We start from the raw sequence: 17474 nt of genomic DNA on the forward strand, positions 1-17474 counted from the left end.
ACGACCCGCCCCGCCGGGAGCAGCCGCGCACCCCCGTAGAATGGGCGGGTTCCCCATTTCCCAGATCAGAAGGAATACTCCGTGCTTCGCACCCACTCGGCAGGCTCGCTGCGAGCCGAGCACATCGGTCAGACCGTCACCCTCGCGGGGTGGGTCGATCGCCGTCGTGACCACGGAGGAGTCGCTTTCATCGATCTGCGGGACGCCTCGGGCATTGCCCAGGTCGTCATCCGCGACGAGGAGATCGCGCACCCGCTGCGCAACGAGTTCGTCCTGAAGGTCACCGGCGAGGTCTCGCTGCGTCCCGAGGGCAACGCGAACCCGAACCTGCCGACGGGCGAGATCGAGCTCATCGCGAGCGAGGTCGAGGTGCTCAACGAGTCCGCGCCGCTCCCGTTCCAGGTCTCCACCGCACTCGCCGAGACCGAGACCGTCGGCGAGGAGGCACGACTCAAGTACCGCTACCTCGACCTGCGCCGCCCGGCACCGGCATCCGCCCTGCGCCTGCGCTCGAACGTCTACAAGGCGATCCGCGATGTGCTGCACGCCGACGACTTCACCGAGGTCGAGACGCCGACCCTCACCCGCTCGACGCCCGAGGGCGCCCGCGACTTCCTGGTGCCCGCGCGTCTGAGCCCCGGCAGCTGGTACGCCCTGCCGCAGTCGCCGCAGCTGTTCAAGCAGCTGCTGATGGTCGGCGGCGTCGAGAAGTACTTCCAGATCGCGCGCTGCTACCGCGATGAGGACTTCCGCGCCGACCGCCAGCCGGAGTTCACGCAGCTCGACATCGAGATGAGCTTCGTCGACCAGGAAGACGTGATCACCCTCATGGAGTCGCTCATCGTCGCCATGTGGGCGACGATCGGCGTCGAGGTGGCCACGCCCCTGCCGCGCATGACCTACGCCGACGCCATGGCGAAGTACGGCTCCGACAAGCCCGACCTGCGCTTCGGACTCGAGCTCGTCGATGCGACCGAGTACTTCCAGGACACCCCGTTCCGCGTCTTCCAGGCCGAGTACGTCGGCGCCGTCCGCATGCCCGGTGGCGCGAGCCAGCCGCGCAAGCAGCTCGACGCGTGGCAGGACTGGGCCAAGCAGCGCGGCGCCCGTGGCCTGGCCTACGTGTTGTTCAACGAGGACGGCACTCTCGGCGGACCCGCCGCGAAGAACCTGTCCGAGGCCGAGCAGGCCGGGCTCGCTGAGCTCGTCGGCGCCGAAACCGGCGACTGCGTCTTCTTCGCCGCCGGTTCCACCAAGGAGAGCCGTGCGCTGCTCGGCGCCGCACGCGTCGAGATCGGCCGTCGCCTCGGCTACCTGAACCCCGACGAGTTCGCGTTCACCTGGGTCGTCGACGCCCCGATGTTCGAGCCTGCGGCCGACGCCGTGGCCTCGGGTGACGTGGCTGTGGGCGCGGGAGCCTGGACCGCCGTGCACCACGCGTTCACGGGTCCGAAGCCGGAGTTCCAGGACACGTTCGACACCGACCCCGGTTCGGCCCTCGCCTACGCGTACGACATCGTGTGCAACGGCTCCGAGCTCGGCGGCGGCTCGATCCGCATCCACCGGGAAGACGTGCAGAAGCGCGTGTTCGAGGTCATGGGCATCAGCGACGAGCAGGCCGACGAGCAGTTCGGCTTCCTGCTCGACGCGTTCAAGTTCGGCGCACCGCCCCACGGCGGGATCGCGCTCGGCATGGACCGCGTGCTGCAGCACCTGACCAAGACCGAGTCGATCCGCGAGGTCATCGCGTTCCCGAAGTCCGGAAACGGCTTCGACCCGCTGACCTCCGCTCCGGCGCCGATCACCGACGCGCAGCGCGCCGAGGCCGGAGTCGACTACGAGCCCGAGGACGACGAGGCCTGAGCCCGTCATCACGCGGACTCGCGCCCGGGTCGCAGGGTATCTTCGGATTCCTGCGGCCCGGGCGCTTTTCTGCGACGCTCAGCCGAGGAGCGCGAACGCCGGGAGGATGTTCTCGTTCCAGACGTCGACGCCGAGCTTCGCGATCAGCGCGATCACCACCACGAGGAACACCACGCGGATGAACGTGGTCCCTTTCGAGATCGCCATCCGCGAACCCAGATAGCTGCCCGCCACGTTCGCGACCGCCAGGATGCCGCCCAGCAGCCAGAGCACCGCCCCGTGCGGGATGAAAAGCAGCAGCGCGCCGATGTTCGTCGCGAGGTTGACGATCTTGGCCTTCGCACTCGCCTGCAGGAAGTCGTAGCCGAGCAGCGCGACGAGGGTGATCACGAGGAAGGTGCCCGTACCCGGTCCGATCATCCCGTCGTAGAAGCCGATCCCGAGTCCGGCCGCGCCCGCCATGATGTGGTGTCTGCGCCCGTGGAAGCGCAACTGCGTCGCTGCCCCCATCTGCGGTCGGAATGCGGTGAACAGCGCCACCGCGAGCAGCGCGATGACGATGATGGGCTTGAAGGCGGCGGGGGGCAGCACGGTCGCGACGGCAGCGCCCCCGAAGGAGCCGATCAGTGCGATCGCGGCCATCGGCAGCGCCGTGCGGATATCGGGTTTCGCTCGACGGTAGTAGGTGGCGCTGCTGGTCGCGGTGCCGAAGACCGAGGCGAGCTTGTTGGTCGCGAGAGCCTGCACCGGCGAGATGCCCGGGATCAGCAGCAGTGCGGGCAGCTGCAGCAGCCCTCCCCCGCCGACGACCGCGTCGATCCAGCCCGCGCAGAACGCGGCGATGACCACGAGCAGCAGCATCCCCCAGGTGAGCTGCTCCAGTCCGAGCACGGCGCCGATATCCACTCGGCCATGATTCCAGAGAGTCGGCCGGGCGCCGGCATCCGCTCCGCCCGCTGGCAGACTGGGCGCATGCTCGCCGCCCTCCCGCTGCCCCACTCGTTCGAATCGCGCATCGGGACGGCGCTGCTGCGACGCGCGACGGGCGACGATACGGATGCCGTGATCGCCCTGCTCTCGGACGACCCGATCAGCGCGGCGCGCGGCGATGTGGCCTCGGCGGAAGATCGTCCGGCGTACGCGCAGGCGCTCCTCGAGATCCTGGCCGAACCCTCGAACGACCTGCTCGTCGTCGAACTCGACGGAAAGGTGGTCGGCACCCTGCAGCTCACCTCGATCCCCGGGATGGCGCGTCGGGGTGCACGCCGGCTCCTGGTCGAGGCCGTGCGGGTGCAGAGCGGCCTCCGCTCCTCGGGCATCGGCTCGGCGGCGATGCGCTGGGTCGGGGAGGACGCGGCGCCCGCGGTCGGCGCGGCGATGGTGCAGCTCACCTCGGACGCCGCCCGCATCGACGCCCACCGCTTCTACGAGCGCCTGGGCTACGTCGGCTCGCACCGCGGCTTCAAGTACACGGTGCCGCAGGGCTGAGCGGCGCGGCCCCGTCCCGCCACCGGCGCGCCACCGTCCGTTCACCGGAGCCGCGACGGTCGGCAACCTCCGCCTCATAGTGTCCTCTCGCAACCCGAAACCGGCTCACAGCGCCGGACACCGAGAGGACACTCATGGCTCGCTCCACCCGCCGCGCGCGCATCGGCGCCGGCATCGCCCTGGCCACCACGGCCGCACTCGCGCTGACCTCCTGCGCGACCGCCACGGACGCTCCGGCCGCAGGCTCCGACGCCGTCGACGCCGCCGCCGCGACCTCTGTCGCCGACTTCGGCACCTTCGCCGACCTCGAGGCCGCCGCCAAGGCCGAGGGCGCGCTCAACGTCATCGCCCTGCCCCGTGACTGGGCGAACTACGGCGAGATCCTCGATCTGTTCGCCGAGAAGTACCCCGAGATCACCATCGACGAGGCCTCGCCGGACGTCTCGAGCGCCGAGGAGATCCAGGCCGCGAAGACGAACGAGGGCCTCGACACCGCACCCGACGTGTTCGACCTCGGGCTCACGGTCGCCCTGCAGAACACCGATGTGTTCGCCCCCTACAAGGTGCAGACGTGGGACGACATCCCCGAGGAACTGAAGGAGCCGACCGGCCTCTTCGTCGGCGACTACGGCGGCTACATGTCGATCGGCTACGACTCGTCGAAGTTCGATGCTCCGTCCGAGCTCGCCGACCTCCTCTCGGCCGACTACAAGGGCTCCGTGGCCATCAACGGCGACCCGACCCAGGCCGGCGCCGCGTTCGCCGCGGTGGGACTCGCGACCGTGCAGTCCGACGGCACGCTCGACGATTTCCAGCCCGGCATCGATTTCTTCTCCGAGCTGCAGAAGGCCGGCAACCTGCTCAAGGTCGACGTCACGCCCTCGACGATCACCAGCGGCGAGACCCCTGTCGTCTTCGACTGGGACTACCTGAACGCCTCGCACTCGGCCGAGAACGAGGACTGGAAGGTCGTCGTGTTCGACGGCACGGGTTACGCCGGGTACTACAACCAGGCCATCAACGCCGACGCTCCGCACCCGGCGGCGGCCCGCCTGTGGCAGGAGTTCCTCTACAGCGACGAGGTGCAGAACCTCTGGCTGAAGGGCGGCGCTCGCCCGGTGCGCATGGAGGCCATGACCGAGGCCGGCACGATCGACGCCGACCTCGCCGCTGCGCTTCCCGAGGCTCCGGAGGAGACGGTGGTGCCGACCGAGGAGCAGTCGACGAATGCCGGCACGCTGCTCGGCGAGAAGTGGGCCGCGGCGGTCCAGTGACCACCCTCACCGCAACGGGGGCGGATGCCGCGGCATCCGCCCCCGTCACCCCCGCCGGGTCCTCGCAGCACGCGAGGGCCCGGCGGTCCGCTCCCTCCCCGGCCTGGCTCGGGCTCGTCCCGTTCGCGGGCTACGTCGTGCTGTTCCTGGCGGTGCCGACGATCCTGTCGATCGGCTCCGGCTTCTTCACGAAGGACGGCACCTTCACCGGGGCGAACCTGTCGGCCCTCGCCGACCCCGTGGTGCTGAACACCTTCGCCGACTCGGCCGGCCTCTCGCTGCTCACCGCCGTCGTCGGCGCAGTCGTCGGCGCCCTCGTCTGCTACGCGCTGCTCGGCATGGACCCCGAGGGCAGGACCCGCTCCGCGGTGGATGCCGCCGCGGGTGTCCTCGCGCAATTCGGCGGGGTGATGCTGGCGTTCGCCTTCATCGCGACGATCGGCATCCAAGGCGTCGTCACCGTGTTCCTGAAGGATTCGCTCGGCGTCGACATCTTCGCGAACGGCACCTGGCTGTATGAGCTGCCCGGCCTCGTCCTCCCCTACATCTACTTCCAGATCCCGCTCATGGTCATCACCTTCATGCCCGCCCTCGCCGCGCTCAAGCCGCAGTGGGCCGAGGCGAACGTCACCCTCGGAGGCACCAGGGCGAGCTTCTGGCTGCGCATCGGCATCCCCGTACTCGCCCCCTCGTTCCTCGCCAGCCTGCTGCTGCTGTTCGCGAATGCGTTCTCGTCGTACGCCACCGCCGCCGCACTCGCGAGCCAGGGAGCCCAGATCGTGCCGCTGCAGATCCGCACCGCTCTCACGAGCGAGACGTTGCTCGGGCGCGAGAACCTCGCCGGCGCTCTCGCGCTCGGCATGATCGTGATCGTCGGGATCGTGATGGCGCTGTACTCGCTCGTGCAGCGACGAGCCGCGAGGTGGCAGTCGTGAACCGGCTCGGTCCTTCCCTCGCCACCCGGTGGGTGATCGGCATCCTCGTCGGGGCGTTCTTCGCGATCCCTCTGGTGTCGACGTTCCTGTTCACGCTGCGCGATCCCGCGGGCGGATCGTCGTTCGCCCGCTGGACCGCACTGTTCGATCCCGCAGCCGCCGCCACGCTCAAGCCGATCTGGACGGGTCTCGGCAACTCGCTGATCCTCGCGGTCGTCACGGTCGCGATCGTGCTGCTCCTCCTCGCGCCGACCATGATCCTGGTGAACCTGCGCTTTCCCCAGCTCAAGCCCGCCTTCGAGTTCGCGGTTCTCCTGCCGATCTCGATCCCGGCGATCGTGCTGGTCGTCGGGCTCGCGCCCATCTATCTGCAGATCGGCCGCGCCTTCGGCACCGGCACATGGACGCTCGCGTTCGCCTACGGGATCACCGTGCTCCCGTTCGCGTTCCGTTCGATCCAGGCATCGATCGATGCCGCCGATCTGCGGACTCTCTCCGAGGCGGCGCGTTCGCTCGGTGCGAGCTGGCCGTCCGTCGTCCTGAAGGTGCTCGCTCCGAACCTGCGCCAGGGTCTGCTCGCGGCTTCCCTCATCTCCATCGCCGTGGTGCTCGGCGAGTTCACGATCGCCTCGCTCCTGAACCGTCAGGTGTTCCAGACGGCCATGGTCGTCGTGAACAAGCAGGACCCCTACGCACCGGCGATCTTCACGCTGCTGGCACTGCTGTTCGTCTTCCTCCTGCTCCTCGTCATCGGCCGCGTCGCCCGCGGCAACGGAAAGGCCCGCTCATGACCCTCGACCAGACGCTGCCGCGCACCAAGGACAACCTGTTGCTGGCCGGGGCCGGCGAGGGAACCCGCGTCGAGCTCAGGGGCATCGTCAAGAGCTACGCCGGCAACAGGGTCCTGCACGGGGTCGACCTCGACATCGCGCCCGGTGAGTTCGTCTCTCTGCTCGGACCCTCCGGCTGCGGAAAGACCACCCTGCTGCGCGTGCTCGCGGGCCTCGAGGGGGCAGATGAGGGCTCGGTGCTCCTGGGCGGCGGCGACGTGTCCCGAGTGCCGACCAACAGGCGGGACATCGGCATGGTGTTCCAGTCGTACTCGCTGTTCCCGCACCTGCGCGTCGCCGAGAACACCGCCTTCGGTCTGCGCCGGCGGGGCGTCGGCAAGAGCGAGGCCGCGCGGAGGGCCGTCGATGCCCTCGCGCTCGTCGGTCTCGCCGATTTCGCCGACCGCTTCCCGCATCAGCTCTCCGGCGGGCAGCAGCAGCGGGTGGCGCTCGCGCGCGCCCTCGTGACCGAGCCCAAGGTGCTGCTGCTCGACGAGCCGCTCTCCGCACTCGACGCGAAGGTGCGCGTGCAGCTGCGCGACGAGATCCGACGCATCCAGCTGCGGCTCGGCATCACCACGGTCTTCGTCACGCACGACCAGGAGGAGGCGCTGGCCGTGTCCGACCGGATCGCGGTCATGAGCGCGGGCCGGATCGAGCAGATCGGCTCCCCGGAGCAGTTGTACACGACTCCCTCCACGGCCGGTGTCGCGGCGTTCGTCGGTCTCTCCAGCGTCGTCTCCGGAGTCGCCGAGGGCGACCACGTCATGGTGTGGGGGCAGCGACTCCCGGTGCAGTCACCGGCGGACGGCCCGGTCGACGTGTACCTCCGACCCGAGAACGTGTACTTCGCATCCGAGCACGACGCGTCCACCGAGGCCCTGGTCGAGGAGAGCACCTTCCTCGGCAGCATGCGCCGCACACTCGTGCGTACCGAGTCCGGCGAGCTCGTGCGCGTGCAACACGCCCCGGGGACCCACCCCGCCTTCGGTGATCGTGTGCGCATCGCGATCGCTCCCGAGCCCGTGGCCGTGCACCCTCGCGGCTGAGCACCCGCTCTTCCCTCCGATATACGGGTCGGGATAGCGTGAGGCCCGAGGGGCGTCGCTCCCTCGATCCGACAGAGAAAGGACGCCTCATGGCAGGCACGTTCGAGCTGTACACCGACAAGTCCGGCGAGCACCGGTTCCGTCTGAAGGCCGGCAACGGCGAGGTCATCGCGACCAGCGAGGGCTACTCGTCCAAGTCCGCCGCGCTGAACGGCATCGACTCCGTCCGTCGGAACGCCGCCGACGCCGAGGTCGTCGAGGCCTGACCTTCATCCCCGCTTCACGACGAGACCCCCTGCCGCAGATCTGTCTGCGGCAGGGGGTCTCGATCTGTGCGATGGGATGTCCGCGCACGCGCTCCGAGGATTCAGAGCACGCGCGCGAGGAAGTCCTGCGTGCGGGGATGCTGCGGGTTGCCGAGCACTTCGCGAGGGTCGCCCTCCTCGACGATGCGGCCACCGTCCATGAAGATGAGGCGTGATCCGACTTCGCGGGCGAAGCCCATCTCGTGCGTGACGACGAGCATCGTCATCCCCTCGTCTGCCAGCGACCGCATGACCTGCAGCACTTCACCGACGAGTTCGGGATCGAGCGCCGACGTGGGCTCGTCGAACAGCATCATGTCGGGGTTCATGCACAGCGCCCTGGCGATGGCCACGCGCTGCTGCTGTCCTCCCGACAGGTGCCCGGGGAAGGCATCCGCTTTCTCGGAGAGACCGACTCGCTTCAGCATGGCGTGCGCGATCAGCTCGGCTTCCTTCTTCGACCGCTTCTTCACCCGCTGCTGCGCGATGGTCAGGTTGCCGAGCACGTCGAGGTGCGGGAACAGGTTGAAGCTCTGGAACACCATGCCGATGCGGGTGCGCACGCGGTCGATGTCGACGTCGGGGTCGGTGATGTCGATCCCCTCGATCAGCACCTTGCCGGCGGTCGGCTCCTCGAGCAGGTTGACCGACCGCAGCAGGGTCGACTTCCCCGAACCCGACGGCCCGATCACGCAGACGACCTCGCCCTTGGTCACGGTGAGGTCGATGCCCTTGAGCACCTCGTTGTCGCCGAACGACTTCACGAGCCCCTGCACGTCGATCGCGGGGGCGTGCACATCAATCAGTTCCGTGATCATCGCTGCCTCGCCATCCGACGCTCCAGCCACGCGCTGAAGCGCGTGAGCGGGATCGTCACGATCAGGTAGAGGATCGCCGCCATGATCAGCGGCGTTCCGTTCGCGTTCTGCGTACTCGCGTCACGGGCGAAGTTCGTGAGCTCCTTCGACCAGATGAACGAGCCCGCCACGAAGAGCAGCGACGTGTCCTTCAACAGGAGGACGAACTCGTTGGTGAGCGGCGGGATGATGATCCGGAATCCCTGCGGCACGACGATCCAGAACGTCGTCTTCATGGGCGACATGCCCAGGGAGCGCGCCGCCTCCGTCTGCCCCTTCGGAACGGCCTGGATGCCGGCGCGGATCGTCTCCGCCATGTAGGCCGAGGCGACGAGGATCAGACCGATGAGACCGAGGACGACCGGTCCGCCGAGCTTCGTGGCCGGCACACCGAGCCCGATCGGCAGGATGAACGCGATCGCGAAGATCGTGAGGATCGCGGGAAGTCCGCGGAACAGCTCGATCCAGCAGGTCGCGATCCACCGGAAGGGCCCGATCGCCGACAGCTTCATCAGGGCCAGCAGGACGCCGAGCAGCAGGCCGCCCACGAACGCCACCGCCGTGAACCACAAGGTGTTCACGAGTGCCGTGGTGATGATGCCCGGAAGCATCTTCACCGCGACCTCGGGGTTGAAGTACAGCTGTCCGATCCTGGCCCAGTCGGTGCTCACGATCACCCAGACGGCGATCGCGATCAGCACCGCGTAGACCGAGTACCGATACAGCTTGCTCTTGGTCGTACGCCTCAACGCCATCGTCGAGGTCCTCCCGCCCTACCGACGCCGCCGGTCACTTGGCCGCGAGGTACTCGTCGTAGATCTTCTGGTACCCGCCGTCGTCCTGGAGTTCCTTCAGCGCCTTGTTGACCGCCTCGCGCAGCTCGTCCTTCTCGCCCTTGGCGAAGGCGAAGCCGTACGTCTCATCGGTCGGGTACGTCTCGACGATCTTGTAGTCGGGGTCGTCCTGCTCGTGGACGTAGTTGACCGGCTGGTCCTGCAGGATGGCGTCGATCTGGCCCGCCTGCATCGCCGGCCACAGCTCGCCGTCCGAGGGGTACTGCACGAGCTGCGCACCCGGGGCGTTCTCGCTCGCGTACGTCTCGCCGGTGGTGCCCTGCTGCACGCCGACGTTCTTGCCGTCGAGGTCGTCGATGGACTTGATGTCCGAGTCGGCGCGGACCAGCAGGGACTGCAGGGAGTCGACGTACGGGTCGGAGAAGTCGATGTTTGCCTTGCGCTCTTCCGTGATCGTCATCGCGGACGCGCCGATGTCGCACTGTCCGGCGGCGAGTGTCGTTCCCGACTGGAGGGCATCGAAGCCCACGTCCTGCACGGAGAGCTTCAGGTCGATCTTCTCGGCGATCGCCGCGAGCAGGTCGATGTCGAAGCCGGAGTACTGGATGTCGCTGGACGGGTCCTCGACCTCGAACGGCGGGTAGGGCACGTCGGAGCAGACCGTCAGGACGCCCGCCTCGACCAGACCGTACTTGTCGTCTGCGGCGGGAGCGTCACTGCTGCCCGCATCGGTCGAGCCGGTCGCGCAGCCGGCGAGGGCGAGGGTGGCGGTCGCCATGAGGGCGAGGCCGGCGAAGATGTGACGACGAGGCATGTCAGCTCCTGTGAGACGAGGGCAGGGCCCTGGCGGGTAGGAGATCATCTAAACATGCGGCTCGTCGGGTGACCAATGACATCGGCCCCACGCGTATCACGTTTGTGTTGCAAGTCCACCCCGCTCGGACTCCGAAACGGAGTCTCTTCGAGGGTGGAACGCCGTCTCAGACCTCGAAGTCGACGGCGACGCGCGACGCGACGACCGAGCGGATGTAGCCGGCGACCTCTTCATGCGCCGGATGCACTTGATACTCCTCGATCGCGGCGACGGAGGCGAAGTCCGCGACGAGCGTCACATCCCAGTTCGTCTCCGGGTACGCCACGTTCGCGCCGGCGGAGATCGAGAGAAGCTGTGGCACGACACCGTCGAGGGCGTTCAGGCGCCGGGCCACCTCGGCCGCGTGCGACGCGCGCTCCGCGGCGTCTTCCGCGGCGAGCTTCCAGGTCACGACATGGCGGATGGTCACAGGGACTCCTTCAGTTCGGTCGTCGCGTCGCCGCGGACAGCGTTCTCGAGCGCATTCCGCAGACGCTCCGGCGACAGCCGCCAATGGGCGTGCAGCTCGCCGTCGATCAGCACGACCGGGATCTTCTCCCACCACAGCTCATAGAGCGAGGGGTCTTCCTGGATGGATGCCTCGACGATCTCGATCCGCTCGGCGGCCGCGTCCGGCAGTTCGGCGACGACGGCATCGATGATCTCGGAGGCGACATCGCACAGGTGGCAGTCGGGCTTCCCGATCAGGGTCAGCGTGGTCACGCCGACGGCACCTCGACAGCACGTCCCTGTGAGATCCACTCACCGGTCCCGCCTTCGACGTTGGTCGCGTCGAAGCCGCGCGACTCGAGCGCCTCCACCACGCGCGCCGATCGTCCGCCTGCCTGGCAGATGACATCGAACGCCTCCGCAGGCAGCTCATCGAGCCGATTGCCGATCTCGGACATCGGGATGTTGACGGCGCCGGGCACGTGACCTGCGGCGAACTCGTCCACCTCCCGCACATCGATGAGCGGGATACCGGTGCGCTCGGCGAGCTCGGTGACGGTGATCGACTTCATGACATCCTCTCGGCGGGACGGAGATGCGGGCAGAGACACAAAGCGCCCGTCCGAAGACAGGCGCTCGTGTCTGGTCGCTTACTTCTTGTTGCGACGCTGGTGGCGAGTCTTACGAAGCAGCTTGCGGTGCTTCTTCTTCGCCATGCGCTTGCGGCGCTTCTTGATGACAGAACCCACGGAAACCTCACTAAGTCAGTGGCTGGGTGTCGCCGAAATCGGACACCCGGGTACGGGCACGGAAAATGCCTCGGGTCAGTCTAGCAAACCCGACGGCCTCGACTGTCACACGCATCGTTCGCCGGAAGCCGGCACGACAGGAGACAACAGGCGACGTCAGCCGACGTCGGCGATCGGACGCTGCAGCGCGTCGGCCACGGCCGACTCGGGGACGCGGTAGCTGCGCCCGAACCGTACGGCGGGCAGTTCACCGGCATGGACCAGTCGATACACGGTCATCTTGGACACGCGCATCAACTCGGCGACCTCAGCCACGGTGAGGAATCGGACGTCAGGAACCTCGGGCATCCCACGTACCCCTTTCTCGATGTGCACACTCTATGGGGTAGCTGGGACGCGTGTAAACCCGTGTGGCTCATGTGATCAATGGGGCCAGGGGCGCGTCGAGATCGGCTCAGACGGACTTCTTCGCCCTCGCCACCCGGTCCCGGGCCTCACGCAGCGCCTGCCGCTCGGCCTTCCGCGCCGCGCGCAGCGCCTTCTCGGCCTCGCGCACCACCTTCTGCGCCTCCCGGAGTCGACGGTCGCCTGCGACTTCCGCCGGGTCGAGGTCGATCCACTCGGTCGGGTCGGCACGCTCCGCGCCCCGGTCGAGTCCGGCGATGTAGGCGGCGACACCGTCGAGGGTGCGCTCGACGGCGAAGCGGAACGGGTCTGCGGCGGAGAGGAACACGTCGTCCTCGATCGCGCGCCGGAGGGCGGGGAACTCCTCAGCGGTGATCACCCTGTCGAAGAGGGCGGCCTCTCGCACGGCCACTTCGTCGGGCGTGAGCCCGCTGCCGCGGGACTGCTCGGTGTACCCGGCCTGCACGATCCCGCACCAGCGCGCATGCCCGGTCACCGCGAGCGCGACCGCCAGGCGCTCCTCGGCCGTGAGCGGAGTGCCCTCGAGTGCCGCGAGCCCGGCATCCAGCCACGCGGAGCTGTTCGGTGTGATCGGCGAGCCCGTGATCGGCAGGGAGAGCATCCACGGGTGGCGCAGATAGAGAATGATCTGCTCCTCGTAGAGGGCGAGCAGCCGCCCTCTCCAGCCATCGACCTCGAGGTGGCTCTCGGGCGGGAGCCCGGTCGCCTCTTCCTGCATGAGCAGGAGGAGATCGTCTTTCGCGGTCACGTAGCGGTAGAGCGACATCGGGGTGAAACCGAGCCGTGCGGCGACGGCCGCCATCGACACGGCGCCGATCCCCTCGGCATCGGCGAGCTCGACCGCGGCGTCCACGATCTTCTCCACACTCATCTCGCGCTTGGGCCCTCGCTGCGGATTCGCGGCGACGCCCCAGGCGAGTGCGATGCCCCGCGGCAGCTCCGGCGGCTCGATGTCTGTCATGCGCCCATCCTACTTCTGTTTATTAGCTAAACAGTGTGTTACCGTCATACACAGTTGCGTTGGTCATACACAGTTTTTGACATATACAGAAAGGAGCGCCTGATGGACACAGCCATCGAGGTGCGGGGCCTGCACAAGGCCTTCACGGAGAAGACCGTCGTGGACGGCCTGGATTTCACCGTCGCGCGCGGCGAGGTGTTCGCCCTGCTCGGGCCGAACGGCGCAGGCAAGACGACGACGATCAACATCCTCACGACGCTCGCCTCCGCGGACTCCGGATCGGCGACGGTTGCCGGCTGGGACGTCCGCACCCAGGCGATCGAGGTCCGGCGACGGATCAGCCTCACCGGGCAGGCCGCCGCTGTCGACGACGCCCTGACCGCGACCGAGAACGTCGTCATGTTCGCCCGTCTCGCCGGCCTCGGCCGCGCCGAGGCGAAGCGTCGTGCCGCCGACCTCATCGCCCAGTTCGATCTGATCGACGCCGCGTCCCGCGTCGTGCGCACCTTCTCCGGAGGCATGCGCCGTCGGCTCGATCTCGCGCTCAGCTTCGTGGTGACCCCCGAGGTGCTGTTCCTCGACGAACCCACGACAGGCCTCGACACCCGCAGCCGTCGCTCTCTCTGGGACATCATCCGGATGCTCGCGAGCGCGGGGACGACCGTGTTCCTCACGACGCAGTACCTGGAGGAGGCCGATCAGCTCGCCGACCGGATCGCCGTGCTGCACGACGGCAGGATCGCCGCCCTCGGGACTCCCGCCGAGCTGAAGGCGCGGGTGGGCGGCGACACGGTCGAGCTGCACGATGGCCGCGGCGAGCTCCGCAGGGAGATCCCCACCGACGGCACGGTCGCCGGCCTCCGTCGCGCGCTCGATCTGCTCGATGAAGACGGGGAGGACGGCGTCATCACCCTCCGCCGCCCCACGCTCGACGACGTCTTCCTGGCAGTCACCGCCCCCACTGCGCGGACCCACGTCGTGAAGGAGCTCGCATGAACATCACCCTCGCCGCGCCTCGCGCCACGGCATCCGCTCTCCCCGCTCCCTCGCCCCGTCCCCGCCTCCGCGGCATCACCGCCGAGACAGTGTTCGTCGGTCGCAGCCTCCGCCACTCTCTGCGCGACGGTGAATCGCTGCTCATGGCGATCATGCTGCCCGTGATGCTCATGCTCATGTTCACCTGGGTGTTCGGCGGGGCCATCGATCCCTCCGGCGCCTACGTCGACTACGTGGTCCCCGGCATCATCCTCACCTGCGCCGGGTTCGGGGCCTCCTCGACCGCCGTATATGTCGCGAACGACATGCGCACCGGCATCATCGACCGCTTCCGCACCATGCCCCTCAGGTCCGGGGCCGTGCTGACGGGGCATGTCGTCGCCAGCGTGCTGCGCAATCTCATCGCAACCGCGATCGTGATCGGAGTCGGCGTGCTCGTCGGATTCCGTCCGAGCGCGAACGGGTGGGAGTGGCTCGCGCTGGCAGGGCTGATCGCGCTCTACATCCTCGCGATCACCTACCTGTTCGCGGCGATCGGCCTCGCGGCCGGGAGCCCGGAGGGGGCGAACGGCTACGGCTTCGTCCTGCTCTTCCTCCCTTACCTGTCCAGCGCGTTCGTACCCGTGGTCAGCATGCCGGAATGGTTGCAGCCGGTGGCGGCCAATCAGCCGATCACGCCGATCGTCGAGACGATCCGCGGACTCCTCACGGATGCACCGCTGCAGGGCGAAGCGTGGTGGGCGATCGGCTGGTGCCTGGCGATCCTCCTGGTCGCCGCGCTCTGGGGCGCGTGGCTGTTCCGCCGCAAGGCAGCACGGCGCTGACCGCACGCCGCACCGCCGACCGCAGAGTCACAGCCGGACCATAGGCGTTCTCGGTCGTTCCCCCAGGCGCGACTGCCATCCTCCTGACAGGACTTGTGCCGGCACCGCCGAGTCCACGCGGGTCTGGGGACCCGCACCTCGCCCCTGACGACAAGCCCCCCTGTCGTCAGGGGCGAGTGCCACTCGAGCGCCAGGTGGAGTCAGGCGCCGAGCCGCTTGAGCGCCGTCGCGACCACATGCTTGGCGGAGGCGGCAGCCCGCCCGACGACCTCGGCAGCGTGCGCCGCGCTGTCCGGCAGCGGGATTCCCGGGTAGGCGATGTCGGGGGCACCCGCGCCGAAGGCGTCGACCAGGAACGGCACCAGCCAGTCGTCCACCACCTCGAGCGGCTCGACCGCGAGGCTGTAGAAACGACGCTGACCGTCTTCGCGCACCGTGACGAGTTCGGCATCCCTCAGCACCTTCAGGTGCTTCGAGACGGTGGGCTGGCTGATGCCCAGGTCGGCGACGATCTGGCTGACGCTGGTGCCGGTCTCTCCTTCGGCCGTGCGTCGCAGCAGGAGCTGGAGGATGTCGCGCCTCGTACCGTCTGCGATCACGTCGAAGATGTCCGTCATGAGATCAGGGTAGTCGCCCCCGGCACGGAGTACCATGACGAAGGCTCGGCGACGGACGTCCGGGCGCGCAAGCGGAAGAACAGAAGGGGGCAGCGATGTCGGGCATCGTTTCGGCGTCGTCCCCACGGCAGAGCCTCAAGACTGCCGCCAGCTGGGCGAAGCACCTCGTCACGTCCTCCCCCTCGCGCTTCGCGATCGTCATCTTCGCGCTGCTGATCCTCGTCTTCACGGTGCTGCTCTCCTTGCCGATCGCCTCGGCCAGCGGCACGGTCACACCGCTGAGCGACGCACTCTTCACCGCTGTCTCGACGATCTGCGTCACCGGTCTCGCGACGGTCGACATGGCGAACCACTGGTCGCCGTTCGGCCATGTCCTCGTCTTCCTCGGGGTGAACATCGGCGCCCTCGGCGTGCTCACGCTCGCGTCGCTCATGGGCATGCTCATCTCCAAGCGCCTCGGGCTGCGCGCGAAGCTGATGGCCGCCGGCGACACGAACCCGCTGCGCGCGCACGGCGGCGTGGTGAACGAGAGTCAGACCGTCCGCCTCGGCGAGGTCGGTCAGCTGCTTCGCACCGTCGCCGTCTCGGCACTCATCATCGAGGCCTCGCTCGCGGCGCTCCTGTACCCCGCCCTGGTCATGGCGAAGGTCGACCCGATCGCCGCGCTCTGGGAGGCTCCGTACTTCGCAGCGATGGCCTTCACGAACACCGGATTCGCCCCGAACGACGGCGGCGTCGCGGTCTTCGCCGACGACTATCTCGTGCTCTTCCTGCTGATGGTGGGCGTCTTCCTCGGCAGCATCGGCTTCCCCGTCATCTACACGCTCGCCAAGCACGTCTGGCACGTGAAGCGCTGGTCGCTGCACTCCAAGCTCACCATCGTCACCACCGTGCTGCTGTTCATCCTGGGCGCGGCGGTCTTCGTGATCCTCGAGTTCGACAACCCGAAGACCTTCGGGTCGATGGATGCCGCGGACACCACCTTCCAGGCCTTCTTCCTCTCGGCGATGACCAGATCCGGCGGCTTCAACGTGATCGAGATGGACGACCTGAACGGCTCGTCCCTGCTCGCCGCCAGCATGCTGATGTTCGTCGGCGGCGGCTCGGCGTCGACCGCAGGCGGCATCAAGGTCACGACACTGGCCGTGCTCGCCATCGCAGTCTGGTCGGAGGCGAAGGGACGTCAGTCGGTCGAGGCGTTCGGCCGCCGCATCCCGAGCGACGTGCAGCGCGTCGCCCTCAGCGTCGTCGCGTGGGGTGCGACCATCGTCGCCCTCTCGACCATCGTCATCGCCCAGATCACCAAGGACGACATCAGTCATGTCCTGTTCGACGTGATCTCCGCGTTCGGAACCGTCGGACTGACCACCGGACTCACCGCCGACCTCCCGGACGCCGGCTCCTACGTGCTCGCCGCCACGATCTTCATGGGGCGCGTTGGTACAGTGACTCTCGCCGCGGCAGTCGCCGCGACATCGCGAACGCAGTACTACTCACTGCCCGTGGAAAGGCCGATCGTTGGTTGAAGTCCTCCGGGGCGACGCGCCCGTCCTCGTCATCGGCCTCGGCCGATTCGGCGCCGCCTGTGCCGGGGAGCTCGACCGCCTCGACCGCGAGGTGCTCGCGATCGACGACAACCTCGAGCTCGTCCAGAAGTGGTCGGACCGGGTCACGCACACCGTGCAGGCCGACGCGAAGAACATCGACGCGCTGCGCCAGATCGGCGCCCAGGACTTCCAGGTCGCCGTCGTGGCCGTCGGCTCGTCGATCGAGGCGTCCGTGCTGATCACCGCGAACCTCGTCGACCTGAAGGTTCCGCAGATCTGGGCCAAGGCGGTCTCGCAGTCGCACGGCAAGATCCTCGCCCGCGTCGGCGCCAACCATGTCATCTACCCGGAGCGCGAAGCCGGCGAGCGTGTCGCCCACCTCGTGAGCGGGCGGATGCTCGACTTCATCCGCTTCGACGACGACTTCGTGCTCGCGAAGATGTATCCGCCGAAGTTCATCCGGGGCGTCGGCCTGAACGAGTCCGGCGTCCGCTCGAAGTACAAGGTCACCGTCGTCGGAGTGAAGAGCCCGGGCAAGCCGTTCCGCTACGCCGAGGCGAACACGATCGTCACGAACCACGACCTCATCATCGTCTCCGGCACCAACAGCGACATCGAGCGGTTCGCCGGCCTCGACCGCTGACGCGGTACCGGAC

Annotated in this window: 22 protein-coding genes; 11 read left to right on the forward strand and 11 right to left on the reverse strand. The window is 68.2% G+C overall.

What is annotated here, in order from left to right; translation table 11 throughout:
* The first annotated feature begins 81 nt into the window (after positions 1–81).
* The gene (gene aspS, locus CQ045_RS05155) at positions 82–1863 is read left to right on the forward strand and encodes an aspartate--tRNA ligase (protein ID WP_105721610.1); all 1782 of its coding nucleotides are present in this window, start codon (positions 82–84) and stop codon (positions 1861–1863) included.
* Positions 1864–1941: 78 nt separating this feature from the next.
* Here the strand turns inward: aspS and CQ045_RS05160 are convergent, their stop codons facing one another.
* Positions 1942–2769, reverse strand: a complete 828-nt coding sequence (locus tag CQ045_RS05160; protein ID WP_105721611.1) for a TSUP family transporter — start codon at positions 2767–2769, stop codon at positions 1942–1944.
* Between the two features lie 66 nt (positions 2770–2835).
* Here CQ045_RS05160 and CQ045_RS05165 point away from each other — a divergent pair, with 66 nt between their 5' ends.
* From CQ045_RS05165 to CQ045_RS05190, 6 genes are all read left to right on the forward strand, one after another.
* A complete protein-coding gene (locus tag CQ045_RS05165) occupies positions 2836–3351 on the forward strand; it encodes a GNAT family N-acetyltransferase (RefSeq protein ID WP_105722160.1) in 516 nt (171 codons plus the stop codon).
* A 134-nt stretch (positions 3352–3485) separates the two neighbouring features.
* A complete protein-coding gene (locus CQ045_RS05170) occupies positions 3486–4625 on the forward strand; it encodes an ABC transporter substrate-binding protein (RefSeq protein WP_105721612.1) in 1140 nt (379 codons plus the stop codon).
* Positions 4622–5560, forward strand: a complete 939-nt coding sequence (locus CQ045_RS05175) for an ABC transporter permease subunit (protein WP_258130958.1) — start codon at positions 4622–4624, stop codon at positions 5558–5560. The genes CQ045_RS05170 and CQ045_RS05175 overlap by 4 nt, the downstream gene beginning before the upstream one ends.
* A complete protein-coding gene (locus tag CQ045_RS05180) occupies positions 5557–6351 on the forward strand; it encodes an ABC transporter permease (RefSeq protein ID WP_105722162.1) in 795 nt (264 codons plus the stop codon). The genes CQ045_RS05175 and CQ045_RS05180 overlap by 4 nt, the downstream gene beginning before the upstream one ends.
* Positions 6348–7439, forward strand: a complete 1092-nt coding sequence (locus tag CQ045_RS05185; protein ID WP_105721614.1) for an ABC transporter ATP-binding protein — start codon at positions 6348–6350, stop codon at positions 7437–7439. Before CQ045_RS05180 ends, CQ045_RS05185 begins: the two co-directional genes overlap by 4 nt.
* A gap of 89 nt (positions 7440–7528) precedes the next feature.
* On the forward strand, positions 7529–7705 hold the full coding sequence (locus CQ045_RS05190) for a YegP family protein (RefSeq protein WP_105721615.1): 177 nt from the start codon (positions 7529–7531) through the stop codon (positions 7703–7705).
* A 101-nt stretch (positions 7706–7806) separates the two neighbouring features.
* Here CQ045_RS05190 and CQ045_RS05195 read toward each other — a convergent pair whose 3' ends face one another.
* The 9 genes from CQ045_RS05195 to CQ045_RS05235 form a co-directional block, all read right to left on the reverse strand.
* Entirely contained in the window at positions 7807–8562 is a 756-nt protein-coding gene (locus tag CQ045_RS05195) for an amino acid ABC transporter ATP-binding protein (protein ID WP_105721616.1), read from the reverse strand.
* Positions 8559–9356, reverse strand: a complete 798-nt coding sequence (locus tag CQ045_RS05200) for an amino acid ABC transporter permease (RefSeq protein WP_105721617.1) — start codon at positions 9354–9356, stop codon at positions 8559–8561. The genes CQ045_RS05195 and CQ045_RS05200 overlap by 4 nt, the downstream gene beginning before the upstream one ends.
* Before the next feature lie 34 nt (positions 9357–9390).
* Entirely contained in the window at positions 9391–10209 is an 819-nt protein-coding gene (locus CQ045_RS05205; RefSeq protein WP_105721618.1) for a basic amino acid ABC transporter substrate-binding protein, read from the reverse strand.
* Positions 10210–10375: 166 nt separating this feature from the next.
* Positions 10376–10678: a Dabb family protein gene (locus CQ045_RS05210; protein ID WP_105721619.1), complete on the reverse strand. Its 303-nt coding sequence runs from the start codon at positions 10676–10678 to the stop codon at positions 10376–10378.
* On the reverse strand, positions 10675–10971 hold the full coding sequence (locus CQ045_RS05215) for a glutaredoxin family protein (protein WP_105721620.1): 297 nt from the start codon (positions 10969–10971) through the stop codon (positions 10675–10677). The genes CQ045_RS05210 and CQ045_RS05215 overlap by 4 nt, the downstream gene beginning before the upstream one ends.
* Complete coding sequence (locus tag CQ045_RS05220) at positions 10968–11270, reverse strand: rhodanese-like domain-containing protein (protein ID WP_105721621.1); 303 nt, start codon at positions 11268–11270, stop codon at positions 10968–10970. Before CQ045_RS05220 ends, CQ045_RS05215 begins: the two co-directional genes overlap by 4 nt.
* Positions 11271–11348: 78 nt before the next feature.
* Positions 11349–11447 (reverse strand): 30S ribosomal protein bS22, encoded by a 99-nt coding sequence (locus tag CQ045_RS05225; RefSeq protein WP_003792170.1) that lies wholly within the window; start codon positions 11445–11447, stop codon positions 11349–11351.
* Positions 11448–11603: 156 nt separating this feature from the next.
* Positions 11604–11795: a helix-turn-helix domain-containing protein gene (locus CQ045_RS05230; RefSeq protein ID WP_017204627.1), complete on the reverse strand. Its 192-nt coding sequence runs from the start codon at positions 11793–11795 to the stop codon at positions 11604–11606.
* Positions 11796–11901: 106 nt separating this feature from the next.
* Positions 11902–12834, reverse strand: a complete 933-nt coding sequence (locus tag CQ045_RS05235) for a TetR/AcrR family transcriptional regulator (protein ID WP_105721622.1) — start codon at positions 12832–12834, stop codon at positions 11902–11904.
* A 102-nt stretch (positions 12835–12936) separates the two neighbouring features.
* Here CQ045_RS05235 and CQ045_RS05240 point away from each other — a divergent pair, with 102 nt between their 5' ends.
* Together CQ045_RS05240 and CQ045_RS05245 are read left to right on the forward strand one after the other, a co-directional pair.
* A complete protein-coding gene (locus tag CQ045_RS05240; protein ID WP_181156449.1) occupies positions 12937–13830 on the forward strand; it encodes an ATP-binding cassette domain-containing protein in 894 nt (297 codons plus the stop codon).
* Positions 13827–14654, forward strand: a complete 828-nt coding sequence (locus CQ045_RS05245) for an ABC transporter permease (protein ID WP_105721623.1) — start codon at positions 13827–13829, stop codon at positions 14652–14654. Before CQ045_RS05240 ends, CQ045_RS05245 begins: the two co-directional genes overlap by 4 nt.
* 200 nt (positions 14655–14854) lie before the next feature.
* Here the strand turns inward: CQ045_RS05245 and CQ045_RS05250 are convergent, their stop codons facing one another.
* On the reverse strand, positions 14855–15271 hold the full coding sequence (locus CQ045_RS05250; protein WP_105722166.1) for a helix-turn-helix transcriptional regulator: 417 nt from the start codon (positions 15269–15271) through the stop codon (positions 14855–14857).
* Between the two features lie 95 nt (positions 15272–15366).
* Between CQ045_RS05250 and CQ045_RS05255 the strand changes: the two genes are divergently transcribed.
* Positions 15367–16797, forward strand: coding sequence for a TrkH family potassium uptake protein (locus tag CQ045_RS05255; protein WP_105721624.1), 1431 nt, complete (start codon positions 15367–15369; stop codon positions 16795–16797).
* Positions 16790–17461 carry a TrkA family potassium uptake protein gene (locus CQ045_RS05260; RefSeq protein ID WP_021198064.1) on the forward strand — a complete coding sequence of 224 codons (672 nt, stop codon included), beginning with the start codon at positions 16790–16792 and terminating at the stop codon, positions 17459–17461. The genes CQ045_RS05255 and CQ045_RS05260 overlap by 8 nt, the downstream gene beginning before the upstream one ends.
* Positions 17462–17474: the final 13 nt, after the last annotated feature.

This window comes from Microbacterium sp. MYb66 (assembly GCF_002979435.1).
Taxonomy (GTDB): domain Bacteria; phylum Actinomycetota; class Actinomycetes; order Actinomycetales; family Microbacteriaceae; genus Microbacterium.